The following is a 26,595-nucleotide window of genomic DNA, read 5'->3' as shown; positions in this document are numbered from 1 at the left end:
AACTCCCACAGTTGATTTGTGTGCACCGCAGGTTCCCTGTGGGAGCCAGCCTGCTGGCGATGAGGCCGGAACAGGCACCGAGAAACTACTTGAACCGCCGCTCCACCCCTTTCTCCACCAGGATCTTCGCCGAAATCTCTTCAACCGAAAAATGCGTGGAGTTGATGTTGGGAATGTTCTCGCGGCGAAACAGGTTCTCCACCTCGCGCACTTCGAATTCGCACTGGGCGTAACTCGAATAGCGGCTGTTGGGCTTGCGCTCGTTGCGGATGGCCGTCAGGCGGTCCGGGTCGATGGTCAGGCCGAACAGCTTGTGCTGGTGGGCGCGCAGGGCGTTGGGCAGTTGCAGGCGCTCCATGTCGTCTTCGGTGAGCGGGTAATTGGCCGCGCGGATGCCGAATTGCATGGCCATGTACAGGCAGGTCGGGGTCTTGCCGCAGCGCGATACGCCCACCAGGATCAGGTCGGCCTTGTCGTAGTAGTGGGTGCGGGCGCCGTCGTCGTTGTCCAGGGCGAAGTTCACCGCCTCGATGCGCTCCATGTAATTGGAGCTGGTGCCGATCGAATGGGATTTGCCGACGGTGTAGGACGAATGCTCGGTCAGTTCCTGTTCCAGGGGCGCCAGGAAGGTCGAGAAAATGTCGATCATGAAACCATTGGAGGTGGCGAGGATCTCACGAATGTCCTGATTGACGATGGTGTCGAAGATGATCGGCCGGAAGCCGTCGGTTTCGGCGGCTTTGTTGATTTGTTGTACCATGGCCCGCGCTTTATCCACGTTGTCGATGTACGGTCGCGTGAATTTGCTGAAGGTTATGTTTTCGAACTGCGCCAGGAGGCTTTGGCCCAGGGTTTCGGCTGTGATGCCGGTGCCGTCGGAAATAAAGAAAGCAGATCGTTTCATTTGCACCTTGGGCCTTAAGCTAATGATCATTCTTGGATATGATAGGCGCGATTTGTCGGCCGCCAATGGCCCGCATTCTCACTTATTTTCCAGGTCCAGGCCATACAGCCGGAAAACGCCCCTCAGGGCAGCCGGCTTCTGAGCTTTTCCAACACAGTTAGTGGAGAGATCACCTTGGTAGAGTACGTAGTTTCCCTCGATAAGCTCGGCAAACACGATGTTGAGCATGTGGGGGGCAAGAACGCATCCCTGGGCGAGATGATCAGCAACCTTGCAGGTGCCGGTGTATCGGTGCCCGGTGGCTTCGCCACGACAGCTCAGGCTTATCGTGATTTTCTCGAACTCAGCGGCCTGAACGACCAGATCCACGCCGCCCTGGACGCCCTCGACGTCGACGATATCAACGCCCTCGCCAAGACCGGCGCCCAGATCCGTCAATGGATCATGGAGGCCGAGTTCCCCGAGAAGCTCAACGCCGAGATCCGCACCGCGTTCGCCACGCTGTCGGCCGGCAACCCTGACATGGCCGTTGCCGTGCGCTCTTCCGCGACTGCCGAAGACCTGCCGGATGCTTCCTTCGCCGGTCAGCAGGAAACCTTCCTGAACATCCGTGGTGTCGAAAACGTCATTCGCGCCGCCAAAGAGGTGTTCGCTTCGCTGTTCAACGACCGTGCGATTTCCTACCGCGTCCACCAGGGCTTCGACCACAAGCTGGTGGCCCTGTCGGCTGGCGTGCAGCGCATGGTCCGCTCCGAAACCGGCACCGCCGGCGTGATGTTCACCCTCGATACCGAATCGGGCTTCCGTGACGTGGTGTTCATCACCGGCGCCTACGGCCTGGGTGAAACCGTCGTACAAGGCGCGGTGAACCCGGATGAGTTTTATGTCCACAAAGGCACGCTGGAGGCGGGTCGTCCGGCCATCCTGCGCCGCAACCTGGGCAGCAAGGCCATCAAGATGATCTACGGCGAAGTCGCCACGGCCGGCAAGTCGGTGAAAACCATCGACGTCGACAAGGCTGATCGCGCACGTTTCTGCCTGAGCGACGCCGAAGTCAGCGAGCTGGCCAAGCAGGCGATGATCATCGAGAAGCACTACCAGTGCCCGATGGACATCGAGTGGGCCAAGGACGGTGACGACGGCAAGCTCTACATCGTGCAGGCCCGTCCGGAAACCGTGAAGAGCCGCACCCAGGCCAACGTCATGGAACGTTACCTGTTGAAAGAAACTGGCACCGTGCTGGTTGAAGGTCGTGCCATCGGCCAGCGCATCGGCGCGGGCAAGGTGCGCATCATCAAGGACGTGTCCGAGATGGATAAGGTCCAGCCAGGCGACGTACTGGTTTCCGACATGACCGACCCGGACTGGGAACCGGTCATGAAGCGCGCCAGCGCCATCGTCACCAACCGTGGCGGTCGTACCTGCCACGCGGCGATCATCGCTCGCGAACTGGGGATCCCGGCTGTGGTCGGTTGCGGCAACGCCACCCAGCTGTTGAAAGACGGCCAAGGCGTGACCGTTTCCTGCGCCGAAGGCGACACCGGCTACATCTTCGAAGGCGAACTGGGCTTCGACATCAAGAAAAACTCCGTTGATGCCATGCCTGACCTGCCGTTCAAGATCATGATGAACGTCGGCAACCCGGACCGTGCATTCGACTTCGCACAACTGCCGAACGCCGGTGTGGGCCTGGCCCGTCTGGAATTCATCATCAACCGCATGATCGGCGTGCACCCCAAGGCCCTGTTGAACTACGACGGCCTGCCGCAGGACATCAAGGACAGCGTCGACAAGCGCATCGCCGGTTACAACGACCCGGTCGATTTTTACGTCGACAAGCTGGTTGAAGGCATCAGCACCCTGGCCGCCGCGTTCACCCCGAAAAAGGTCATCGTGCGCCTGTCGGACTTCAAGTCCAACGAATATGCCAACCTGATCGGCGGCAAGCTCTACGAACCGGAAGAAGAAAACCCGATGCTGGGCTTCCGTGGCGCCTCGCGTTACATCAGCGAGGCGTTCCGCGACTGCTTCGAGCTCGAGTGCCGCGCCCTCAAGCGTGTGCGCAACGAGATGGGCCTGACCAACGTCGAAATCATGGTGCCATTCGTCCGTACCTTGGGCGAAGCGAGCCAGGTGATCGATCTGCTGGCCGAGAATGGCCTGGCCCGCGGCGAGAACGGTCTGCGCATCATCATGATGTGCGAGCTGCCATCGAACGCGATCCTCGCTGAAGAATTCCTCGAGTTCTTCGACGGCTTCTCCATCGGTTCCAACGACCTGACCCAGCTGACCCTGGGCCTGGACCGTGACTCCGGGATCATCGCGCACCTGTTCGACGAACGTAACCCGGCCGTCAAGAAGCTGCTGGCCAACGCCATTGCCGCGTGCAACAAGGCTGGCAAGTACATCGGCATTTGCGGTCAGGGCCCTTCGGACCACCCGGACCTGGCCAAGTGGCTGATGGAGCAGGGCATCGAAAGCGTTTCGCTGAACCCGGACTCCGTACTGGAAACCTGGTTCTTCCTGGCGGAAGGTCAAGCAGCCGTTTGATTGTGTGAGCGGGCCGCTCCCCTGTAGGAGCGAGCTTGCTCGCGATGGACGTCAACGATAATGCGTTTATCCTGGATAAACGCGGTGTCCTGAGGTTCTTCGCGAGCAAGCTCGCTCCTACAGGAATGGACATACAGTCAAAGGCGGCCGTTTTTTGAGATTCAAGTAGGGCGGGCTCCTCTGGACGCCGCCCTTTTTTGTGCAAGAGCATTATGCAAAGCAGCAGCCACCTATTTCCTGTCGCCCTGATCAGCGCCGAACGTCGCGGTGATCTGAGCGAAGACGTCTACCGTTTGAAACCCGCCAACAGCCCGGACGGCACCGTCGAGCTGGCCGTGACGCGCCTGGGCATGGCCGACGAGCCGTCCCGGCGCGGTGTGCCGGTGATTCTGCTGCATGGCAGCTTCTCCAACCGCCGATTCTGGTTTTCCCCCAAGGGCCTGGGGCTGGGTGCTTATCTGACCCGCCTCGGTTTTGATGTGTGGATCCCGGAAATGCGCGGCCACGGCCTGTCACAGCGCAACCAGGGTTACCGGCAGAACCGCGTCGCCGACTACGCGCGTTACGACCTGCCGGCCATTGGCGCCTTCGTGCACGAGCAAAGTGGCCAGGCTGCGCACTGGATTGGACATTCGCTGGGGGGCATTACCCTGGCGGCGGCGCTGGGCGGCCAGTACATCGACGAGTCGGTGGTGGCGTCTGCCGCCTTCTTCGGTACACAGGTCAGCCGCACCTATTGGCCGCTGAAGATCCCACCGGTGGAGTGGGGCGGTCGCTTCATCCTCAAGCGCTTTGCCCAGCTCTCCGGTTCAAGGCTCAAGCGCGGTCCGGAGGACGAGCCGATCGGCCTGGCCCTGGAAAGCATGCGCTGGTACGGACTGTTCGGGCGTTTTGGCGATGCGGACAAGGATTGGTGGGCCGGGTTGGCGGACGTGCAACTGCCGGTGCTGGCCGTCAGTGCTGCGGGCGATCATCAGGACCCGACCTGGGCCTGTCGCAAGCTGTTCGAACAGATCGGTTCCGAGCACAAGCAATTCGTCAATCTGGGTTGCGACCAGGGCTTTGCCGATAATTTCGGTCACGTCGAGATGCTCGTCAGCAAAGCCGCGCAGGCCGAAGTGTGGCCGCTGGTTGCGCGCTGGCTGGTCGACCAGCGCACGGCGCTGTTGCCTGGCCAGTCGGATTTAGCCGCAGCAGTCTGAGCGCAATGCTCTATCAAGGGCATTTCGCTCGCACCGGGTTGCGGCTAAGATATGACGCATCATGCTTTTCCGGTCACTTTGCGACATCTCGATTGTCTTCCTCTCTACAGGAGTTTCTCGATGAACCATTACATCACCCCTGACCTGTGCGACGCCTATCCGGAGCTGGTCCAGGTGCTGGAACCGATGTTCAGCAATTTCGGTGGCCGGGACTCCTTCGGCGGCGAAATCGTGACCGTCAAGTGCTTCGAGGACAACTCGCGGGTCAAGGAGCAGGTCGAGCTCGAGGGGCATGGCAAAGTGATGGTCGTCGACGGCGGCGGTTCCCTGCGTCACGCGTTGCTGGGCGACATGCTGGCCGAGAAGGCCGCGAAGAACGGCTGGGAGGGCCTGGTGATCTACGGCTGCATCCGCGACGTGGATATCATTGCGCAGACCGACCTGGGCGTTCAGGCCCTCGCCAGCCACCCACGCAAGTCCGACCGGCGTGGCGTCGGCGAAATCAACATCCCGGTGACGTTTGCCGGCGTGACCTTTCGCCCGGGCGAATACATCTATGCGGACAACAACGGCGTGATCATCTCGCCCAGCCCGCTGCAGATGCCCGAGTAAGCACGCGCGACCAACTTAGGGGTGAGGATGTTCGAGGAAGACAACGCGCAGTGGGGGCTGGTGCATGCCCTGGTGCTGGATGGTAAAGGCGGTGCGCGTTCGATAGCCCGGACTGAGCTCGATGACTTGCAGTTGCAGGCCCACGAAAGCCTGTGGCTGCACTGGGACCGCAGTCATCCGCAGACCCAGACCTGGCTGCGTAAATACAGCGGCCTGACCGAGTTCAGCTGCGACCTGCTGCTCGAGGAGAACACCCGGCCGCGCCTGTTGCCGCTGCCGGACTCCGAATTTTTACTGTTCCTGCGCGGCATCAACCTCAATCCCGGGGCGGAACCGGAAGACATGGTTTCCGTGCGCATCTTCGGTTCGGCGCAGCGGGTCATTTCCCTGCGCCTGCGCCCGTTGCGGGCCACCGATGAATTGCTGGCGCAGCTCGAAGAAGGCAAAGGCCCGAAAACCGCCTCTGAACTCATCCTTTATATGGCCCAGCTGCTCACGCACAAGGTGCAGGATCTGGTCAGTTGCCTCTCGGAAGTGGTCGATGAGGAAGAAGAAAAACTGGATGCCGACGAACGGTATACGCCCGAGCATGGAGCCATTTTGCAGATCCGGCGCAGGGCGGCTGCGCTGAAGAGATTCCTCGCTCCGCAGCGCGATATTTTCGGCCAGCTGACGCGGATCAAATTGCCCTGGTTCGTCGATGACGATGCCGATTACTGGAACGAATTGAACAACAGCCTGACGCGTTATCTCGAAGAGCTGGAATTGACCCGGGAGCGGGTGGGGTTGGTCCTCGAGGCCGAAGATCGGCGTTTGAGCGTGCGCATGAACCGCACGATGTACCGTTTTGGCATCATCACCGGGATCTTTTTGCCGATGAGTTTCCTGGCCGGTCTGCTGGGTATAAACGTCGGCGGAATTCCGTTGTCCGAGAGCCCCTATGGCTTCCTTGTGGCCTGCCTGATGATGGTCTCGGTGGCGCTCGGGCAGTGGTGGTTATTCCGTCGTTTGCGTTGGGTCTGACGATGCGTCATGTGACCCGGGCAAATTTGATCGCGTCTTTCACAGACATCACGAGAGGTGCGTATGCACGATCCGTTTGAACAGTCTTTGCGCGACATGCTCAAGGCATCACCGTCCACCCGGGACGACGATGCGTGCCTTGGGCGTGTACTGAAAACCGCCAACCGCCAGGTCGGCGCCGGTGATCTGTTCAGCCTGCTGGGCCGCTGGTTGCCCGCGCTGATGATCGCCCTGAATAACGGATCGGCCCATGTCTCGCCGGTTTCCCGTCACCGTAAACCTACCGTTCGCACTGCTGATAAGGCTGATTGAATATGGAACTTGATCTCTGGACTCAGAGCCTCGTCACTGCAATGACAGCGTTATGGACCAAGGTTGCAAACTTCATCCCGAACCTCTTTGGCGCACTGGTGGTGCTGCTCCTGGGTTTCGTGGTGGCCAAGCTGCTCGACACGTTACTGTCCAAATTGCTGGCCAAGCTGGGTCTCGATCGCCTGATGGGCGGCACCGGTCTGACCAAATTGTTGTCCCGCGCCGGGCTGCAGGTGCCGATCTCGACATTGATCGGTAAAATCGTTTATTGGTTCGTCCTGCTGATTTTTTTGGTTTCAGCTGCGGAATCTCTTGGACTTGAGCGAGTCTCAGCTACTCTAGACATGCTCGCGCTGTATTTGCCGAAGGTTTTTGGCGCCGCGCTGGTGTTGCTGGTGGGTGTGCTTCTGGCGCAATTGGCAAATGGGCTGGTGCGCGGAGCCGCCGAAGGTGTAGGGCTGGATTACGCGTCGGGCCTGGGGCGAATCGCCCAGGGCCTGGTGATCATCATCAGTATTTCGGTCGCGATCAGCCAGTTGGAGGTCAAGACTGACCTGCTCAACCATGTGATCGTCATCGTTTTGATTACCGTTGGTCTGGCTGTAGCGCTGGCCATGGGATTGGGAAGCCGGGAAATTGCCGGTCAGATTCTTGCGGGAATCTATGTGCGTGAGTTGTATCAGGTTGGGCAACAAGTGCGTGTTGGCGAGGTCGAAGGCCAGATCGAAGAGATCGGCACGGTTAAAACCACATTGCTGACCGACGAGGGTGAGCTGGTCTCGCTCTCCAATCGGATCCTCCTGGAGCAGCATGTGAGTAGCCGCTAACCCGGCAAACCCTGCTAATGTATGCCGCCGCAAATGGCCCTGGAAAGGGCTGCGGCGGACATTGACCTGACTGTCGGCCCGACTTGTTTTGAATAAAGCTCAATCGCTCTCCACGCGCTACGACCCCCGCGAGCTCTCTGATGAGGAGCTGGTCGCGCGCTCGCATACCGAGCTGTTTCACGTAACGCGCGCCTATGAAGAACTGATGCGGCGTTACCAGAGAACATTATTTAACGTCTGTGCACGATATCTTGGGAACGATCGCGACGCAGACGATGTCTGTCAGGAAGTGATGCTGAAGGTGTTGTATGGCCTGAAGAACTTCGAGGGGAAATCGAAGTTCAAGACCTGGCTCTACAGCATCACGTACAACGAATGCATCACACAGTATCGTAAGGAACGGCGTAAGCGTCGCTTGATGGACGCTTTGAGTCTGGACCCCCTCGAGGAAGCATCTGAAGAAAAGATGCCCAAAGCCGAGGAAAAGGGTGGACTTGATCGCTGGCTGGTGTATGTGAACCCGATTGACCGCGAAATTCTGGTGCTACGATTTGTCGCAGAGCTGGAATTTCAGGAGATCGCAGACATCATGCATATGGGTTTGAGTGCAACAAAAATGCGTTACAAACGTGCTCTAGATAAATTGCGTGAGAAATTTGCAGGCGTAGCTGAAACTTAGTTCGACGCAAATATCTCTTACGTGTAGGCAAGTTCTGATAGACTTGCCGCCGAGTTGTCCCCCGGTTTGCGGGACTGCTTCACAATCACCAGATGGGGATTTAACGGATGAAACTGAAAAACACCTTGGGCTTGGCCATTGGCTCTCTTATTGCCGCCACTTCGTTCGGCGCTCTGGCACAAGGCCAAGGCGCAGTTGAAATCGAAGGCTTCGCTAAGAAAGAACAATTCGACAGCGCTCGTAACTTCAAGAATGACGGCAACCTGTTCGGCGGTTCCGTAGGTTACTTCCTGACTGACGACGTTGAACTGCGTCTGGCCTACGACGAAGTGCACAATGTCCGTTCCGACAGCGGCCAGAACATCAAGGGCGCTAACACCGCTCTGGACGCTCTGTACCACTTCAACAACCCAGGCGACATGGTTCGTCCATACGTTTCGGCCGGTTTCTCCGATCAGAGCATCGATCAGAACGGCTCGAACGGTCGTAACCGTTCCACCTTCGCCAACGTTGGCGGCGGTGCCAAGCTGTACTTCACCGAGAACTTCTACGCCCGTGCTGGCGTTGAAGCTCAATACAACATCGACCAGGGCGACACCGAGTGGGCTCCTAGCGTCGGTATCGGTGTGAACTTCGGTGGCGGCTCCAAGCCTGCTGCTGCTCCAGTTCCAGCACCAGCTGAAGTCTGCTCCGACAGCGACAACGACGGCGTTTGCGACAACGTTGACAAGTGCCCGGACACCCCAGCCAACGTAACTGTTGACGCTGACGGCTGCCCAGCAGTTGCTGAAGTTGTTCGTGTAGAGCTGGACGTTAAGTTCGATTTCGACAAATCTGTTGTTAAAACCAACAGCTACGGCGACATCAAGAACCTGGCTGACTTCATGAAGCAGTACCCATCGACCAGCACCACTGTTGAAGGTCACACTGACTCCGTCGGTCCTGACGCTTACAACCAGAAGCTGTCTGAGCGTCGTGCAAACGCCGTTAAGCAAGTTCTGACCAACCAGTACGGTGTTGAATCGTCCCGCGTTCAGTCTGTTGGCTACGGCGAATCCCGCCCAGTTGCTGACAACGCGACTGAAGCTGGCCGCGCTGTAAACCGTCGCGTAGAAGCGCAGGTTGAAGCTCAAGCTAAGTAATTAGCTCGCAGCTCTGAGGAAAGCCCGGCTTAGGCCGGGCTTTTCTTTGCCTGCGATTTGGGTTTTATCCGGATTTTGCGGTGGCCCCAAAGATCGTCCGCCCGCGGCCCCAATCACCAGAATCGCCGGGCTTTTCAGTTCAAACGCACTCGCATCCTGTTCCATGGCGCTCAGGTCGCTGCGGCATTCGCGCCGATGCGCCAGGGAGGCGTTCTCGATCATGGCCACCGGCGTATCCAGGACCTGCACCCACCAGCCAGACTTTTGCGCTCATCGTATTTTCCTCATCAGATAACGGCGACTGGCTGAGCCGTGGCGGCCAGCAGTCGCTTGATTTCCGGGACGCATGAACCGCACTGCGTGCCGCAACCCAATTGCTGTTTAAGACCCTGCAAGTCCAGGCCTCGACTGATTCCCGCGCAAACCGCGCTGTGGCTGACATTGCGGCAGTTGCACAGGGTTTTGTTGCCGGTGCCAATGGCGGCGCCGTCGCCGGGTGGTGCACTCAAGGGGGCCAGCATCCAGCGCCGCAGTGGTTCATCGGCGCGCCCTTCGAGCCACAGGTTTTGCAGCCAGTGCTGGGCCAGGGTTTCCCCGGCCAGGCGGATGGCGGTGATCCTGCCGTGTTCGATGCGTACGCGTTTGCCGATCGAGCGGCGCACGTCCTCGTAGGCCAGCACCGGGCCTTCATCCACGCCCAGGCACTGGTCGATGTCGCGCAATAACTGGGCGTCGGGCGCCGAGGCGCTGGCAGCCCGTATAAGCAGCGCCGGGCGCTCACGGCCAGCCAGGCTCAGGCTGGCGTAGGAAAATTCCTCACAGAGGGGTCGCAGGCGCTCCAGTTGCTGTTGAACGTTACCTTCGACCAGGGCAAACAGCCGCCACGGCAGGTTTATCGGCTCCAGTCGCACGCCGCTGTGCTTCAGTTCCGGCTGCTTCGACAGGGGATCAAAGGCCGGTTGGGTCAGCGAATTGACCCCGCCTTTGAGAAACCGGTCGCCCCAGTGCATGGGCAAAAACGCCTGGCCTGGCCGAACGTTCTCGTCACGGGTCACCGGCAGCACCACCGCGCCACGGCGACTGTTCAGGCTGACCAGGTCGCCGGACTGCAAGCGATGGCGGCGTAGCTCATCCGGGTGCAGGCTCAACACCGCTTCACTGACGTGACCGAACAGCTGCGCAGCGGTGCCGGTGCGGCTCATGCCGTGCCATTGATCGCGCAGGCGCCCGGTGATCAGGGTCAGGGGAAACCGCGCATCCCGTTGTTCCTTGGCCGCTTGATACGGGTCGGCAATGAAGTGCGCGCGGCCGTTGGCGGTGGGGAATATTCCGTCACCGTACAGGCGCGCGGTACCTTGGCTGGCGCCGGGCGGGAAGGGCCATTGCTGCGGGCCGATCTGGTCGATCAAGGCATGGCTGAGCCCGGAAAAGTCCAGGTCGCGGCCTTGGGTCAGTTGCTTGTACTCGTCAAAGATCTGCGCCGGCGTGTCGAGGACAAACAGGCTGGCGTGCTCTGGACGCAGATGTCTTTCCAGGCGCTGTGCGAAATCCACCGTGATGGCCCAGTCCGGCCGTGCCTCGCCAGGGGCGATGACAGCCTGGCGCACGTGGGAAATGCGCCGCTCGGAGTTGGTCACAGTGCCCTCTTTTTCACCCCAGCTCGCGGCGGGTAGCAGCAGGTCGGCAAAGGCTGCGGTTTCAGTGGTGCGAAAGGCTTCCTGCAACACCACGAACGGGCATGCCTGCAGGGCCTCACGCACGGCACTCTGGTCGGGCATCGATTGCGCGGGGTTGGTGCAGGCGATCCACAAGGCCTTGATACGGCCGCTGCGCACCTGTTCGAACAACTCGATGGCGCTCAGCCCGGTGGTGTGCGGCAGTTGCTCAACGCCCCAGTAGGCCGCCACTTCCGCACGATGCTCGGCATTGGCGGCGTCGCGATGGCCTGGCAGCAGGTTCGACAGGCTGCCGGTTTCGCGTCCGCCCATGGCATTGGGCTGACCGGTCAGCGAGAAAGGTCCTGCGCCTGGGCGGCCAATTTGCCCGGTGGCCAGGTGCAGATTGATCAGCGCGCTGTTCTTGGCGCTGCCCGCCGTGGACTGGTTGAGCCCCATGCACCACAACGACAGGAAAGTCGGCGAAGTGCCGATCCACTGCGCGCACTGCTGCAGCTGTTCGACACTGATCCCGCACAGTTGCGAGACCCTCTGCGGGCTGTAGTCGCGCACCAGGCTTTTCAGCTCTGGCAGCCCCTGGGTGTGCGCGTCGATAAAGTCATGATCAACCTGGTCCTCCACCAGCAACAGGTGCAGGATCCCGTGGAACAGGGCGACATCGGTGCCCGGCAGTATCGCCAGGTGCAAGTCGGCGAGGTCACAGGTGTCGGTGCGGCGCGGGTCGATAACGATAACTTTCATCTGCGGTCGGCGGGATCTGGCCTCTTCCAGCCGCCGGAAAAGTACCGGGTGGGCGTAGGCCATGTTGCTGCCGACGATCATCACGCAATCGCTCGACTCCAGGTCTTCGTAGCTGCACGGTGGGGCATCCGCCCCGAGGCTGCGCTTGTAGCCGACCACCGCCGAAGACATGCACAGGCGTGAGTTGCTGTCGATGTTGTTGGTGCCCACCAGCGCCCGCGCCAGTTTGTTGAAACTGTAGTAATCCTCGGTCAGCAATTGGCCGGAGATGTAGAACGCCACACTGTCCGGGCCGTGTTCGGCGATGGTGCGGGCGAATACGCTGGCGGCGTGATCCAGGGCGGTGTCCCAGTCCGTGCGGCCGCGGGCCAGGGTTTTGCCCAGGCGCAGTTCCGGATAGAGCGCCCTTGCCGCAAGGTCGCCCGTCAGGTGCAGGGTCGAACCCTTGCTGCACAACTTGCCGAAGTTGGCGGGGTGGGCCGGATCGCCGCTGACGCCGAGAATGCGCTCGCCGTCATGTTCGATCAGCACGCCGCAGCCGACCCCGCAGTAACAGCAGGTTGAAGCGGTGATCTGCCGGTCCATCAACTTGCTTCCCGCAGGGCCGGCAAGCAGGCGTCGCCGAACATCAGGTGGTCACGGATTGGCTCAATGTCGTGGTTCTCCCGGATCTGGCGGAAATACCAGCCGCCGTCTGCGGTATCGCCGTACAGGCAGGCGCCTACGAGGACGTCGTCCTTGATCACCAGTTTTTTGTAGATCCCGCTAATCGGGTCCGAGAGGGTGATGGTCTCGGTACCTTCACCGCCCATGAAGTCGCCAGCGGAGAACAGGTCGATGCCGGTGACCTTCAATTTGGTCGAGGTCACCGAGCCCTTATAGGTGGCGAAACCCAGCTGGGCCAGGTGGTTGGCGCAGACCTTGGCCTGTTCGAACAGGGGCGCGACCAGGCCGTAGGCGATGCCGCGGTGGCTGGCACATTCGCCAATCGCGTAGATGCGCGGGTCGTAGGTTTGCAGCGTGTCGTTGACCAGGATCCCGCGCTTGCAGGGTAGGCCGGATTTTTCCGCCAGTTCGGTGCGGGGCCGAATACCGGCCGCCATCACCACCAGGTCGGCCGGGATCACGTCGCCATTGCTGAATTGCACCGAGCCGACCCGGCCATTGCCGGCATCGTGCAGCGCCTGGGTCTGTTCGCGCAGGCGAAAGTGCAGGCCGCGACCTTCCAGGGCGGTCTGCAGCAGCTGGCCGCTGGTCTTGTCCAGCTGTCGATCCAGCAGCCATTCGCCTATGTGCACCACGGTGACGTGCATGCCGCGCAGCATCAGGCCGTTGGCCGCTTCAAGGCCGAGCAGGCCGCCGCCGATGATCACGGCATGGGTGTGGGTCCTGGCGGTGTTGATCATCGCCTGGGTGTCGGCGATGTCGCGGTAGCCGATCACGCCCTGCAGCGTGTTGCCCGCAATGGGCAGGATGAACGGCGTCGAGCCGGTGGCAATCAGCAGGCGGTCGTACTCGGCTTCGGTGCCGTCATCGGCAATCACCCGGCGCCTGATCCGGTCGATCTGCACCACTTTGCGGTTAAGCAGCAGCTTGATGTTGTTGTCGAGGTACCAGTCCAGGTCGTTGAGCACGATCTCTTCGAACGTCTGCTCGCCCGCCAGTACCGGCGACAGCAGGATGCGATTGTAGTTGGTATGGGGTTCGGCGCCGAAGACGGTGATGTCGTACAGGTCGTTGCTCAGCTTGAGCAATTCCTCCAGGGTGCGGACCCCGGCCATGCCGTTGCCGATCATCACCAGTTTCAATTTGTTCATCAGGTTCTCCGGGGAGCTGGGACCCGCCGCATCTGGGCGTTTCAGGTCGTACTTGAACATTTCGCGCAAACAAAAAAAGGCGTCCCGCCAGTTGCCTGGCGGGGACGCCTTTGTCCTTGTCCCGTTCTATCGGGAAGCGCAGCCCTCTTCGTTGAGGGTGAGCTTTATGTCTGTTGGGAGCGTTAATGCAGTGGTTGTGCCAAGTCTGGAAGCCGGCACAATTGATGTTTCACAGGTGGTTTTTGAAGGTTGGCAGTGCCGTTCCTGCACCGAATCGAAGCGTGACGCACTCCGTTGGAGCCTGTTCCTCATAGACCAGTGGAGATGCCCTGTGGGAGCGAGCCTGCTCGCGATGGGCGCTCCCCGGTACTAACCACGAAAAACCAAAATCAACAGCACCATATTCACCACCAGCGACACCAGCGCCATGGTCCGCCACACCTTCAGCGGTTCGCGTTCCAGCAAAGGTCGTGGCCGCACGCTCAGGCTGTGCCGCTCGCCCTGTTCCAGGAGCAGCAACCATTCTTCCGCCGTTTCAAATCGATTCGCCGGATCAGCCGCAACGGCCCGCGCCAGGCTCTGCGCGATCCACTCCGGCAGGTCCGGGCGGTAGCGACTGGCACTCACCGGCACACCAAAGCGCGGGCGCTGGAAGGCTTCGATTTCGCCGTGGGGGTAGTGCCCGGTCAACAGGAAGTACAGGGTCACGCCGACCGCGTAAAGGTCCTGTTGCGGGGTGGGTGCCGCGCCGCCAAAGGCTTCCGGCGCGATGTAGCTCGGGGTGCCGGGCAGGGCGCACGGCTGGTCTTCGGACAGACCCGGGCAATAGGCCAGGCCAAAATCCAGCAGGCGCAACTCGCCGTCGTCACCCAGCAGCAGGTTCTCCGGCTTGATGTCGCGATGCAGAATCTGTCGGCGATGCAGCATGCCGACTGCGCGCAACAGGCGTTCGGCCAGGTCCAGCCATTGAGCCAGCGGCAACGGTCCGACGTCGGCATGCAGTGCCGCCAGGGTTGAACCGGAGTATTCACGCATTACGTAGTACAAGTGCTGACGCTGACTGGCGGGATGGACTTCAGGAAAGTGCCGTCCGGCAACGCGCTTGAGAAACCATTCCTCTGCCAGCAATGCCTGCCCGGCCTGGTGATCGTCGTGCAGGCGCCCGGGCAGGGTTTTCAGCAACCAGGGTTGCTGCTGCCCGTCATGCACCCGGTACAGCAGCGACTGCTGGCTTTGTCCTAGTATCGTGTCGACTTGCCAGCCCTCGAACATCTGCCCCGGCTTCAGCGCTGGCGGCAGCGGCCATTGCTGCAAGTGCACCAGGGCATCGCCGATGCTCGACTCTCCCAGGGCATCCACCCGCACCAGTAGTGCGCTGGCATTGTCCTGGCTGCCCGCCAGGTGCGCGGCACTGACCAGGGTTTGCGCGGCACTGTGCAGATCCGGTTGATCGCGCAGGATTGCCGCGATGGCCGTGTCGCCCAATACCGCCCAGACGCCGTCGCTGAGCAGCACAAAGCTCTCGTCCAGGCGTAACTCGCCATCGAGGAAATCCAGCACCAGATGTTGATCCAGGCCCATCGCACGCTTGAGCACGTGCTGCATGCCGGGCTGATCCCAGACGTGGTCCTCGCTGATACGCTGCAAGTGGCCGGCATGCCAGCGATACACCCGGCAATCACCAACGTGCGCCAGGGTGAAGCGCCGGCCGCGCACGACCAGGGCGCTGACAGTGGTCAGCAGCGGCTGCCCGCCGCCATTGGCCTGCAGCCAGCGGTTCTGCGCCAGCAGCAGGCGATCGAGGGCCTGGGCGACCGCCCAGGTTTCCGGCGTCGCGTAGTAATCCTGTGCCAGCGCCTGCAAGGTCGAGCGGGCTGCGAGCCCGCCGTCCGCGCATTGGCTGACCCCATCGGCAATCGCGAACAGATAGCCTTTGCTCGCGGCCAGCGCCGGAGCGGGCGTGACCAGGCGCAGGGCGTCCTGGTTTTCCTCGCGCGGGCCGATGGCGCTGGCTTCAGCGAAACTCAGCTGCAGGCTCATTGCCGGTTCAGACCCGTGCAGCGGTGACGGCAGCAGAGCCCCAGGTGGTTCTCCAGCGACGTTTCACGCCATGCAGGCCGAACCAGGCGAGCACGCCCAGGCTGGCGAACAACCACAACGCCAGCTGGTAGCTGCCGGTGCTTTGCTTGATGGCGCCCATGCCGGCTGCCAGGGCAAAGCCGCCAATGCCGCCCGCCATGCCGATCAACCCGGTCATCACGCCGATTTCCCGGCGAAAACGCTGTGGGACCAGTTGGAACACCGCGCCATTACCTGCCCCTAAACCGAGCATGGTGCACACGAAAAGCGCCAGGGCGGCGTAGGAACTTGGCAGGTTGAAACCGACTGCTGCGATACACACAGCCGCCACGGTATACATCCCCAGCAGCGTGCGGATCCCGCCGAAACGGTCGGCCAGCGCACCACCCAAAGGCCGCATCAGGCTGCCGCCAAACACGCAGGCGGCGGTGTAGTAACCGGCGGTGACCGGGCTCAGTCCGTATTGGTCGTTGAAGTAGCCGGGCAGAGCGCTCGCCAGGCCGATGAAGCCGCCGAACGTTACGCTGTAGAAGAACATGAACCACCAGCTGTCGCGATCGCCCAGGGCCTTGAAGTAGTCGGTGACCGATTTGGCTCTTGGCCGCTCCGGGGCATTTTTGGCCAGCCAGGTGAACACAATGAGCGTCAGGATCAACGGGATCAGGGCGAAGCCGAATACGTTGCTCCAGCCGAATGCCGCCGCCAGGACCGGGGCGATCAATGCGGCCAGCACCGTGCCGGAATTACCTGCCCCCGCAATGCCCATTGCCTTGCCTTGATGTTGCGGCGGATACCACTGCGATGCCAGCGGCAAAGCCACGGCGAACGACGCGCCGGCCATGCCGAGGAACAGCCCCAGCAGCAATGCTTGTTCGTAGCTGTGGATGCCGTGCTTCCAGGCCACGAACAGGGCGCAGATGACAATCACCTGGCCAATGATCCCGGCGGTTTTCGGCGATAGGCGATCGGCCAGCATGCCCATGATGAAGCGCAGTATTGCCCCGGCCAGAATCGGCGTGGCAACCACCAGGCCGCGCTGCTGGGTGGTCAGCTGCAGGTCCGTGGCTATTTGTACGGCCAGTGGGCCGAGCAGGTACCAGACCATGAAGCTCAGGTCGAAATAGAGGAACGCCGCGAACAGAGTCGGGGTATGACCGGATTTCCAGAAGCTTGAATTCATCGCGCACCTCAGCTGTGAAGAGTCTCGAGTGGGAACCGTGAGCTAGCAGATGGGGCGCCTTGACGGCCGCACCACCGACCCCGTGCCATGGGGCCAAAACGAAAAAACGCCGCTACCGGATTTGCCAGGGCAAATGGGGTGAGCGACGTCTTTGTCGTAGGTGGGGCAACCGCCGTTGGTTACCTGTGGTGAATTACATAGCCAGATCTGTGCCAACCACTGAAATCGAGGTGCTCCCATCGCGGGCAAGCCCGCTCCCACAGGGTGTTGGTGGTGGACGCAGTATTTGTGTACGGCAGAGATCTCTGTGGGAGCCGGGCTTGCCCGCGATGACGTCCGCGGGGCCAGCACAACACCTCAGCCCAGCAACTCACTCATCGCAATAATCTGCTCCGCCACCTGAATCAGCTTCTGCTGCCGGCTCATCGCCTGGCGGCGCATCAGGGTGTAGGCCTCTTCCTCGTTGCAGTCTTTCATCTTCATCAACAACCCCTTGGCCAGCTCGATGCGCTTGCGTTCCGCCAGTTGTTGGTCGCGGGCATGCAATTGAGCGCGCAGTGCCTGGTCGCTCTCGAAACGCGCCATGGCCACGTCGAGAATCGGTTGCAGGCGCTGTGCGTGAATGCCTTCGACAATGTAGGCACTCACCCCGGACTTGATCGCCTGGCGCATCACGCCCGGGTCATGCTCGTCGGTGAACATCACAATCGGCCTGGGTTGATCACGGCTCACCAGCACCACTTGCTCCATGACATCGCGGCTGGGTGACTCGGTATCGATCAGGATCACGTCCGGGCGCACCGTTTCGACGCGTGCGGGCAGGTCGATGGTCAGGCCGGACTCGTCGATCACCTCGAAGCCGGCTTCGGTCAAGGCGGCCTTGAGGCGTCCGACTTTCTTCGCCGTGTCGTTGATCAGCAGGATACGCAACATGTTCGCAGTCTCCTGTCAGCGGCTGGCGAGTAGGGCAGAGGAGTCGTGCAGGGCATGCAGCTTGAAACTGCGTGCATACCCGGCCGGGTCCGAGCCGTCCCAGATCTTGCCGTCGATCAACTGGCTGCGGCGCATGTCCCCGGGCTGGCTGGCAACTCCCACGGCGCTGGCGGCTTCGCGGTACAGGTCCAGTTGCTGAACCTGTCGGGCGACCGCCAGATAATCCGGATCGTCGCGCAGCAACCCCCAGCGACGAAATTGGGTCATGAACCACAGGCCATCGGACAGATAAGGCAAATTGACCTCGCCATCCCCGTGGAAGCGCAGGGCATGCGGGTCCTGCCAGCGATTGCCCAGCCCGTCGGCGTAGTCGCCCAGCAGCCGCGGTTCGATGCAATCGAGCGGCGCATCGAGATATTGCGCAGCACTGAGCAGCTGCGCGGTGCTGCGACGGTTCTCGCTACTGGCTTCAATAAAACGACTGGCCTCGAGAATCGCCATGACCAGGGCGCGGGCGGTATTGGGATACTGCTCGACGAAGGCGCGGGTGCAGCCCAGGACTTTTTCCGGGTGATCGGGCCAGATTGCCTGGGTGGTCGCCAGGGTGAATCCCAGATTCTGTTTCACTGCACTGGCGGACCACGGCTCGCCCACGCAGAAACCGTCGATGCGCCCCGCCTGCAGATGCGCGACCATCTGCGGCGGCGGCACCACCACGCTGTCGACATCCTGCAGCGGATGGATACCCTGACTCGCCAGCCAGTAGTACAACCACATGGCGTGGGTGCCGGTGGGGAATGTCTGGGCAAACGTCAGCCGTGGGCGACTTTGGTGCACGTGGCGATCCAGTGCCTCGGGACTGGTCACGCCAAGTGCCTGCAAGCCCGGGGAGAGGTTGATGCTCTGGCCATTCTGGTTCAGGCCCATCAGCACCGCCATGTCGGTGGCGGCGACGCCGCCTATGCCGAGGTGCACCGCATACACCAGGCCATACAGGCTGTGGGCGGCGTCCAGTTCGCCGCTGACCAGTTTGTCCCGCAGGCTGGCCCAGGACGACTGGCGCTTGAGGTTCAGGGTCAGGCCGTAAGGCTGGGCAAAGCCCTGGGTGGCGGCGACGACTACGGAGGCGCAGTCGCTCAGGGCCATGAAGCCGAGATTGATTTCGGTTTTTTCCGGGGCATCGCTGCCATTGACCCAGGCCAATGGGCCGGCGGAGGGTTCGTTCATCGACTGTGCACCTTAAAAAAAAGACGTCGCCACCGGTCCATGCGCGAGCAGAGCCGGGTGGCGACGCCATTGTCCTTGCGCTCATGTCCGACGTTGGTCCGAGCACTGATGTGAGTAGGGCTGCAAGGCATATGCCAGCGGCCATCAGCTTTTCATCAGGATTCAACGCGCCACCTCATCCATCCTCCCGCGATCATCCAATCCACCCTTCGGCCGTGAGGGTTATCGGCGGTTAAAAATCCTACAAGCTGGATCGACATTTCCCCAGGTTGGTAAGCCTGGAGTCCTACGAAAGGCGCCTGCCCGATTCTCTATTGTCGCGCCATTCATCGTTGAGCCTGGCAGCGCACAGGCATAGGGAGTTGTGAACATGAACAGCGCCATTGATCATTCCCCGTCCGAGTCATTCATGTTTGACCGGTGGCGGCTGCAGAGTGACGGCACCCTGATGCACGCGGGCAGGGTCGTACACGTTCCGCCAAAAGAATTATGCGTGCTTCGCCTGTTGCTCGGCTCGGCCGGTCTGGTGGTCAGCAAGGATCAACTGCTGGGCGCGGTCTGGCCCGGGACCGATGCAGCCGAGGAGTCCTTGACACGCTGCATCTACGTGTTGCGCAAGCTGTTGAAGGAGGACCGTGACTTCATCACCACCGTTTATGGCCAGGGGTATCGATTCGACTGCGCCGTGGTCGGGCCTGCTGTGCGAACCGAGCTGTCGAACTCGATTTAACCGGTCTCTCGCACGCCAGCCTCCACCCCGGCTATAATCGGCGCCACTTTTCGCCGCCCAGAGTCAAAGCCGCCCATGTACACCCTGGCCCGTCAGCTGTTGTTCAAACTTTCCCCGGAAACCTCCCACGATCTGTCCCTGGACCTGATCGGCGCGGGCGGACGCCTGGGGCTCAACGGCATGTTGTGCAAGGCGCCGGCGAAAAAGCCGGTGACCGTCATGGGCCTGGATTTTCCCAATCCCGTAGGCCTGGCAGCGGGCCTGGACAAGAATGGCGCGGCCATCGACGGTTTTGCCCAACTGGGTTTCGGTTTCGTCGAAATCGGCACCGTGACCCCGCGTCCGCAACCGGGCAATCCGAAACCACGGATTTTCCGTCTGCCGGAAGCCGAGGCCATCATCAATCGCATGGGCTTCAACAACCTTGGCGTCGATCACCTGCTGGCCCGGGTGGCTGCGGCGAAGTACAAGGGCGTGCTGGGCATCAATATCGGCAAGAACTTCGATACGCCCGTCGAGCGCGCCGTGGACGATTACCTGATCTGCCTGGACAAGGTGTATGCCCACGCCAGCTATGTCACGGTTAACGTCAGTTCGCCGAACACACCAGGGCTGCGCAGCCTGCAATTTGGTGATTCGCTCAAGCAATTGCTCGCCGACCTGGCCACCCGCCGTGCGGAACTGGCCTTGCGTCACGGCAGACATGTGCCACTGGCGATCAAGATTGCCCCGGACATGACCGACGAAGAAACCGCCCAGGTCGCCCAGGCCCTGGTTGAGACCGGCATGGACGCCGTCATCGCCACCAACACCACCCTGAGTCGCGTTGGCGTCGAAGGCATGGAGCATGGGGACGAGGCAGGCGGCTTGTCGGGTGCCCCGGTGCGGGAGAAGAGCACCCATACGGTCAAGGTGCTGGCAGCAGAGCTGGCAGGGCGTCTGCCGATCATCGCCGCGGGCGGGATCACCGAAGGCAAGCACGCCGCCGAGAAAATCACTGCAGGGGCGAGCCTGGTGCAGATCTACTCCGGTTTCATCTACAAGGGCCCGGCGTTGATTCGCGAGTGCGTGGACGCCATCGCCGCCCTGAGATAACCCCCATGGCCCGGTGATTCCAGCCAATGCCGGCTGCGCTTTGGCGGGAAAGCAGCCATAAAAAAGGGCTCCTCGAAGGAGCCCCTGGGCCGAAGCCCGCCGCCCGGATGGGGCGTGCGTGGTTAATTGATGCAGTGTTCAGATTGTCGTGTCGGAGTGTTTAGCCCTGTAAAATTAGCCGACGGCGTGAAGTTCGTTGAGTCTGTGGATTCCCGCAGTGCCGGTCATACCGTCCCAGTTGTCGCCGCGTCCTTCTCGCCAGCCGTTAATCCAGGCTTGACGTACCGACGGTAGAGTAAATGGGCAAAGCTCACGGGATTTGCCACCAACGCCATATTGATATCCGCGCAAAAATGCTCTTTCCAACGGATCACGCTTAAGTCTTCTCATAGGGTGTTGCCCTCACTTGTTGACTGTATTTATCGCGTTGACCTCAATTGAGGTCTGGCAGAAATAACCTGCCGTTGGCGGCTCGCTGCCGGCGTCGCGAGCCAAGTTGTTGACGTCGTTGCGGCGCCAACCTGTGTTGAGTTCTAACCAATGCGTCACATCGAGGGAATGATCGTTTTGTCATAAGGACGTAACCGTTAAGGTGGTATGGCCATAAGTAACACGATATTTGCCAGCGTTTGTTGGTCAAACCCCGGTATGATCGGCACCCCGCAGGATGATGACGTTAATCCCTTGCTGAGAATGCCTCGCGTTGAGTGAGCGCATTATTCGACGAAGGGTCGAGTTATGACATTTTGTTGCACCAACTTTTTTACCTGTCTTTGCATCTAAGCTCCTTTACACCGAGCAGCAAGGGTGGGTCGGCACACCTTCGTGCCACGCGGGCGTTCTTTTAGAAAAGCGCCTGATTGAAAACCGGACCGGCAATGCGTTGCCCGTTCACTCAGCTAAAGGTTCTGGAATTCCCATGTCCGATCGTTTCGAACTCTTCCTCACTTGCCCAAAAGGCCTTGAAGGCCTGCTCATCGAGGAAGCCGTCGGGCTTGGCCTTGAGGAAGCGCGTGAGCACACCTCTGCCGTGCGCGGCATGGCAACCATGGAAACCGCCTACCGCCTGTGCCTGTGGTCGCGCCTCGCGAACCGGGTGCTGCTGGTGCTCAAGCGTTTCCCGATGAAGGACGCCGAAGATCTCTACCACGGTGTGCTCGACATCGAATGGCAGGACCACATGCTCAGCGACGGCACCCTGGCCGTCGAGTTCAGTGGCCATGGCTCGGGCATCGATAACACCCATTTCGGCGCGTTGAAGGTCAAGGACGCCATCGTCGACAAATTGCGCACCCCGCAAGGCGACCGTCCGTCGATTGATAAACTCAACCCCGACCTGCGTATTCACCTGCGCCTGGACCGCGGCGAAGCGATTCTGTCGCTCGACCTGTCCGGCCACAGCCTGCACCAGCGCGGTTACCGCCTGCAGCAGGGTGCGGCACCGCTGAAGGAAAACCTCGCGGCGGCGATCCTGATCCGTTCCGGCTGGCCACGTATTGCTGCCGACGGCGGCGCCCTGGCTGACCCGATGTGTGGCGTGGGCACCTTCCTGGTCGAAGCGGCGATGATCGCCGCCGACATGGCCCCCAACCTGCGTCGCGAGCAGTGGGGCTTCACCGCCTGGCTCGGCCACGTTCCGGCGCTGTGGAAAAAGCTTCATGAAGAAGCCACCGAGCGTTGCGCCGCCGGCCTGGCCAAGCCGCCGCTGTGGATTCGCGGTTACGAAGCGGACCCGCGCCTTATTCAGCCTGGTCGCAATAACGTTGAACGGGCTGGCCTGAGCGAGTGGATCAAGATCTACCAGGGCGAAGTCGGCACCTTTGAACCGCGTCCGGACCAGAACCAGAAAGGTCTGGTCATCTGCAACCCGCCGTACGGCGAGCGTCTGGGCGATGAGGCGAGCCTGCTCTATCTCTACCAGAACCTTGGCGAGCGCCTGCGTCAGGCCTGCCTGAACTGGGAAGCGGCCGTGTTCACCGGCGCGCCGGACCTGGGCAAGCGCATGGGTATCCGCAGCCACAAGCAGTATTCGTTCTGGAACGGCGCCTTGCCGTGCAAGCTGCTGCTGATCAAGGTCACCCCGGACCAGTTCGTGACTGGCGAGCGTCGCACCCCGGAACAACGCCAGGTCGAGCGCGAGCAGGCTGAAGTCCAGGTCGAAGGCAACGACGTCGCGCCAGGCAAGTACGAGAAGTACAACAAGAACGGCAACCCGATCAAACCGGCGCCGGTGGTGATCGAGCAGCCGCGCTTGAGCGAGGGTGGGCAGATGTTCGCCAACCGCCTGCAGAAGAACCTCAAGGCCCTGAGCAAGTGGGTCAAGCGTGAAGGCATCGACTGCTACCGCGTCTACGATGCCGACATGCCGGAATACTCCATGGCCATCGACCTGTACCAGGATTGGGTCCACGTCCAGGAATACGCCGCGCCAAAATCCATCGACCCGGAAAAAGCTTCGGCGCGCATGTTCGATGCCCTGGCGGCGATTCCCCAGGCGTTGAACGTCGACAGGAGCCGCGTCGTGGTCAAGCGTCGCGAGCGGCAGAGCGGCACCAAGCAATACGAGCGCCAGGCCGCGCAGGGCAAGTTCGTCGAGGTCAACGAAGGTGGCGTCAAGCTGCTGGTGAACCTCACCGACTACCTCGACACCGGTCTGTTCCTCGACCACCGGCCGATGCGTATGCGCATTCAGCAGGAGGCGGCAGGCAAGCGCTTCCTCAACCTGTACTGCTACACCGCGACGGCGAGTGTGCACGCAGCCAAGGGTGGCGCACGCAGCACCACCAGCGTCGACCTGTCGAAAACCTACCTGGACTGGGCGCGGCGCAACCTTTCGCTGAACGGCTTCTCCGACAAGAACCGCCTGGAGCAGGGCGATGTGATGGTCTGGCTGGACGCCTGCCGTGACGAGTACGACCTGATCTTCATCGACCCGCCGACGTTCTCCAACTCCAAGCGCATGGAAGGGATCTTCGACGTGCAACGTGACCAGGTGCAACTGATCGACCTGGCCATGGCGCGCCTGGCACCGGGTGGTGTGCTGTACTTCTCCAACAACTTCCGCAAGTTCGAGCTCGAGCCCAACCTGAGCGAGCGCTACGCAGTCGAGGAGATCACCGCCAAGACCATCGACCCGGACTTCGCCCGTAACGGCAAAATCCACCGCGCCTGGAAAATCATGGCGCGTTGACACCTGGATCCACTGTAGGAGCTGCCGCAGGCTGCGATCTTTTGATCTTGTTTTAAAGAAAAGATCCAAAGATCGCAGCCTCGTTTCACTCGACAGCTCCTACAGGAGCATCAGCAGCAAAGGGTGCAGTTGCAAGTACAGTGCTGGTCAAATTAGTGGCTAATAGCTATAACTCAACCCAGGGCCAGTGGGTTTTCCCGGCACTTGGCGTTTTGAGTCTGCCTATATGTCGTTGCACGTCATGCGCCCAAAGATCCTGGGGTTTATCAGTGAACACGTTTCGGCCTGGCTGGTCGCGCTGCTGGTATTGCTCGTGGGCGGGATTTTTACCGGATTGCTCGCCTGGTCGACACAAAACCAGTTCCACCATCAATTACGGCAACGTTTCCAACTGCTGGCCAGTGAACGCTACAGCCGTATCGAAGAACGTTTCGAAGACCAGGAGCAGCGCCTCGACGGGCTGCGCCGGTTCTTTGCCAATTCCGGTTCGGTGTCCCGAGAGGAATTCGACGGGTATGCCAAACCACTTTTGCATCGCACCCAGGCTTACTCCTGGGCCCCACGCATATCCCGGTCTGAACGGGCGGCGCTTGAGCAGACCGCGCATCAGCAGGGCCTGAGCGAATTCAGCGTGCGCGACATGGATGCCGCAGGCAACCTGCAGATTGCCCCTGAACGCGACGAGTACGCCCCGGTGCTGTACACACAGAGCCAAAGTCGTCTCCCCACGCCGCTGGGTTTCGACTTGCTCGCCCAGCCTCAGCGCCGTGCGACGCTGGAGCGGGCCGATGCCCTTGGCGGCCTGGCGGTGTCGCAACCCCTTTATCTGGTGGGCATCGAACCCACTTATGCCCGTGGAATCCTGCTGGCCGCCCCCGTCAGTCACCAGCCACAACCGGGGGCAGTGCCCGACGGCTACGTCATGGCCGTGATCAGCATGCGTCAGCTGTTGGCGGATGGATTACCCGAGGAGACCCATGATTTTCTCTCGGTACGCATTCTGGACCTGTCCACCGCTGACCAGCATGAAGTGCTCTACGAATCGAGCAATACACCCGCCGCCAGCGAGCTGTCCTCGACCCAACTGATTCGCCTGGCCGACCACGAGTATCAGGTCGAAATGCGACCCAGCGTCGCGTTCACCCAGGCCAACCATTCCTCCCTCAGCAGCCTGGCAGTGCTGGGCGGCATGCTCAGCCTGCTGCTCAGCGCCTTGCTGTACGTGCTGGTGAGCCAGCGCCAACGGGCGCTGAAAATGGTCGAGCAGCGGACCCAGGAGCTGCGCGCCCGCGAGCAGGAATTGCGCGGCACCCATGGCCAGTTGCGCGGCGTGCTGAACGCCGCGACGCAGGTGGCAATTATTGCCACGGACCTGCGCGGGGTCATGACCACCTTTAATGCCGGCGCCGAGCAGATGCTTGGCTACACCAACGCCGAGGTGGTGGGCTGCATGACCCTGGAGAACCTGCACCTGCCCCGGGAGCTCCAGGCTCGCTCGGCGGAACTCAGTGCGCGCTATGGCAAGCCGATTCCAACCTGCCAGGCGATGCTGGTCGAGGGCGGCGAGGAGGGCGGCCACGAAGCGCGGGAATGGACGCTGGTGCGCAGCGACGGCAGTCACCTGGCAGTGAACATGCTGGCCACGCCAGTGCTCGACGAGCAGGGGCTGTGGGTTGGGCACCTGGCGATCTGCATCGACATCACCGAGCGCAAGCGGGTCCACGAGGCCCTGGCGGCGCGGGATTTGTTGCTGAAGAAGCTCAGCGCCCATGTGCCGGGCGGCATTTATCAATTCAAGATGGAGTTCGATGGGCGTTTCAGCGTGATCTACGCCAGTGACGGGATCCGCGAGATCTACGAACTCGAGCCCGACGTCCTGTTGCTTAACGCCGAGGCGATCTTCACGCGCATTCATCCACAGGACACCACCCGGGTGCGCGCCTCGATCCGGGCGTCAGCGGACACCCTCAGCCCGTGGCGCGAGGAATATCGCGTGCAGCTGCCCATCCGCGGGTTGCGCTGGGTGCGTGGCGAGGCTACCCCTGAGGAACTACCGGGTGGCGGGGTGCTGTGGCACGGCTACATCTCCGACATTTCAGACCTCAAGCGCGTGGAAGAGGAGTTGCGGGCGCTGTCGGTGACGGACTCGCTGACCGGGATTCACAACCGCCGCTACTTCCAGGAACGCCTGACCACTGAAATGGACCGGGTCGAGCGCGGTGGCGGTGAATTGTCGGTCATCATGCTCGATATCGACCACTTCAAGCGCATCAATGACCAGCATGGTCACGCGGTGGGCGACCGGGTGCTGCAGGCGGTGTGCGAGCGCATCGGTGATCGGCTGCGGCGCACTGATGTGTTCTGCCGTCTGGGTGGCGAAGAGTTCATGGTGCTGTGCCCGGACATCAGCGGCGAACACGCACACGTGCTGGCGCTGCAACTGTGGCAGGCGTTGCGCATGTCGCCGATCGATGGCGTAGGGACAGTGACCGCAAGCTTCGGGATTGCCAGCTGGCGAGCCGGTGAGGGCGCGGATGCGCTGTTATTGCGGGCGGATTCGGGGGTGTATGCGGCGAAGCAGGCGGGGCGGGATCGGGTCGAGGCGGAGATGAGTTAGGGTGGTTTTGGAAAGATCGCAGCCTCGTTTCACTCGACAGCTCCTACAGGTTGGTATGC

General features: G+C 61.3%; 19 protein-coding genes and 2 pseudogenes. 12 read left to right on the top strand and 9 right to left on the bottom strand.

Features of this window, described 5'->3' with window-relative positions; genetic code table 11:
- Positions 1–85: 85 nt before the first annotated feature.
- Positions 86–904 carry a posphoenolpyruvate synthetase regulatory kinase/phosphorylase PpsR gene (gene ppsR, locus AAEZ05_RS26305; RefSeq protein ID WP_045060992.1) on the bottom strand — a complete coding sequence of 273 codons (819 nt, stop codon included), beginning with the start codon at positions 902–904 and terminating at the stop codon, positions 86–88.
- Between the two features lie 174 nt (positions 905–1,078).
- Here ppsR and ppsA point away from each other — a divergent pair, with 174 nt between their 5' ends.
- The 8 genes from ppsA to AAEZ05_RS26265 all read left to right on the top strand — a co-directional run bounded on the left by ppsA (position 1,079) and on the right by AAEZ05_RS26265 (position 9,251).
- On the top strand, positions 1,079–3,454 hold the full coding sequence (gene ppsA, locus AAEZ05_RS26300) for a phosphoenolpyruvate synthase (protein ID WP_045060993.1): 2,376 nt from the start codon (positions 1,079–1,081) through the stop codon (positions 3,452–3,454).
- Positions 3,455–3,666: 212 nt separating this feature from the next.
- On the top strand, positions 3,667–4,656 hold the full coding sequence (locus AAEZ05_RS26295) for an alpha/beta fold hydrolase (protein ID WP_045060994.1): 990 nt from the start codon (positions 3,667–3,669) through the stop codon (positions 4,654–4,656).
- Between the two features lie 120 nt (positions 4,657–4,776).
- Positions 4,777–5,268, top strand: coding sequence for a ribonuclease E activity regulator RraA (rraA, locus tag AAEZ05_RS26290; RefSeq protein WP_045060995.1), 492 nt, complete (start codon positions 4,777–4,779; stop codon positions 5,266–5,268).
- A gap of 27 nt (positions 5,269–5,295) precedes the next feature.
- Complete coding sequence (cmaX, locus tag AAEZ05_RS26285) at positions 5,296–6,291, top strand: divalent cation transporter CmaX (RefSeq protein ID WP_045060996.1); 996 nt, start codon at positions 5,296–5,298, stop codon at positions 6,289–6,291.
- Between the two features lie 63 nt (positions 6,292–6,354).
- A complete protein-coding gene (locus AAEZ05_RS26280) occupies positions 6,355–6,603 on the top strand; it encodes a hypothetical protein (RefSeq protein ID WP_045060997.1) in 249 nt (82 codons plus the stop codon).
- A gap of 2 nt (positions 6,604–6,605) precedes the next feature.
- Entirely contained in the window at positions 6,606–7,430 is an 825-nt protein-coding gene (locus AAEZ05_RS26275; RefSeq protein WP_008048604.1) for a mechanosensitive ion channel family protein, read from the top strand.
- Positions 7,431–7,518: 88 nt separating this feature from the next.
- Complete coding sequence (gene sigX / locus AAEZ05_RS26270) at positions 7,519–8,109, top strand: RNA polymerase sigma factor SigX (RefSeq protein WP_045060998.1); 591 nt, start codon at positions 7,519–7,521, stop codon at positions 8,107–8,109.
- 107 nt (positions 8,110–8,216) lie between these two features.
- Complete coding sequence (locus AAEZ05_RS26265) at positions 8,217–9,251, top strand: OmpA family protein (RefSeq protein ID WP_045060999.1); 1,035 nt, start codon at positions 8,217–8,219, stop codon at positions 9,249–9,251.
- On the opposite strand, the pseudogene AAEZ05_RS26260 reads toward AAEZ05_RS26265, so the two are convergent.
- The 7 genes and pseudogenes from AAEZ05_RS26260 to AAEZ05_RS26230 form a co-directional block, all read right to left on the bottom strand.
- Positions 9,252–9,488, bottom strand: a pseudogene (locus tag AAEZ05_RS26260) (hypothetical protein); the annotation flags it as partial. It lies immediately after the preceding gene.
- A gap of 50 nt (positions 9,489–9,538) precedes the next feature.
- Positions 9,539–12,253: a nitrate reductase gene (locus tag AAEZ05_RS26255; RefSeq protein ID WP_350649485.1), complete on the bottom strand. Its 2,715-nt coding sequence runs from the start codon at positions 12,251–12,253 to the stop codon at positions 9,539–9,541.
- A gap of 23 nt (positions 12,254–12,276) precedes the next feature.
- Positions 12,277–13,485 (bottom strand): annotated as a pseudogene (locus AAEZ05_RS26250) (NAD(P)/FAD-dependent oxidoreductase); the annotation flags it as partial.
- A gap of 369 nt (positions 13,486–13,854) precedes the next feature.
- Positions 13,855–15,525, bottom strand: coding sequence for a bifunctional protein-serine/threonine kinase/phosphatase (locus AAEZ05_RS26245; RefSeq protein ID WP_045061002.1), 1,671 nt, complete (start codon positions 15,523–15,525; stop codon positions 13,855–13,857).
- Positions 15,526–15,532: 7 nt separating this feature from the next.
- Entirely contained in the window at positions 15,533–16,744 is a 1,212-nt protein-coding gene (locus AAEZ05_RS26240; protein ID WP_045061003.1) for a nitrate/nitrite transporter, read from the bottom strand.
- A gap of 357 nt (positions 16,745–17,101) precedes the next feature.
- Positions 17,102–17,677, bottom strand: coding sequence for an ANTAR domain-containing response regulator (locus AAEZ05_RS26235; protein WP_042558507.1), 576 nt, complete (start codon positions 17,675–17,677; stop codon positions 17,102–17,104).
- Between the two features lie 15 nt (positions 17,678–17,692).
- A complete protein-coding gene (locus AAEZ05_RS26230) occupies positions 17,693–18,904 on the bottom strand; it encodes a CmpA/NrtA family ABC transporter substrate-binding protein (RefSeq protein WP_045061005.1) in 1,212 nt (403 codons plus the stop codon).
- 370 nt (positions 18,905–19,274) lie between these two features.
- On the opposite strand from AAEZ05_RS26230, the gene AAEZ05_RS26225 reads away from it, so the two are divergent.
- Positions 19,275–19,634: a winged helix-turn-helix domain-containing protein gene (locus AAEZ05_RS26225; protein ID WP_045061006.1), complete on the top strand. Its 360-nt coding sequence runs from the start codon at positions 19,275–19,277 to the stop codon at positions 19,632–19,634.
- A 75-nt stretch (positions 19,635–19,709) separates the two neighbouring features.
- Positions 19,710–20,729 carry a quinone-dependent dihydroorotate dehydrogenase gene (locus AAEZ05_RS26220; RefSeq protein ID WP_045061007.1) on the top strand — a complete coding sequence of 340 codons (1,020 nt, stop codon included), beginning with the start codon at positions 19,710–19,712 and terminating at the stop codon, positions 20,727–20,729.
- A 174-nt stretch (positions 20,730–20,903) separates the two neighbouring features.
- Here AAEZ05_RS26220 and rmf read toward each other — a convergent pair whose 3' ends face one another.
- Positions 20,904–21,119, bottom strand: coding sequence for a ribosome modulation factor (gene rmf / locus AAEZ05_RS26215; RefSeq protein WP_003223300.1), 216 nt, complete (start codon positions 21,117–21,119; stop codon positions 20,904–20,906).
- A 529-nt stretch (positions 21,120–21,648) separates the two neighbouring features.
- Here rmf and rlmKL point away from each other — a divergent pair.
- Positions 21,649–23,919 carry a bifunctional 23S rRNA (guanine(2069)-N(7))-methyltransferase RlmK/23S rRNA (guanine(2445)-N(2))-methyltransferase RlmL gene (gene rlmKL / locus AAEZ05_RS26210; protein WP_350649482.1) on the top strand — a complete coding sequence of 757 codons (2,271 nt, stop codon included), beginning with the start codon at positions 21,649–21,651 and terminating at the stop codon, positions 23,917–23,919.
- A 226-nt stretch (positions 23,920–24,145) separates the two neighbouring features.
- On the top strand, positions 24,146–26,536 hold the full coding sequence (locus AAEZ05_RS26205; RefSeq protein WP_350649480.1) for a sensor domain-containing diguanylate cyclase: 2,391 nt from the start codon (positions 24,146–24,148) through the stop codon (positions 26,534–26,536).
- Positions 26,537–26,595: the final 59 nt, after the last annotated feature.

Source organism: Pseudomonas sp. HY13-MNA-CIBAN-0226 (assembly GCF_040310305.1).
Classification (GTDB): Bacteria; Pseudomonadota; Gammaproteobacteria; order Pseudomonadales; family Pseudomonadaceae; genus Aquipseudomonas; species Aquipseudomonas gregormendelii.
The sequence above is the reverse complement of the archived record's forward strand: the minus strand, read 5'-3'. Positions and strand labels throughout refer to the sequence as shown.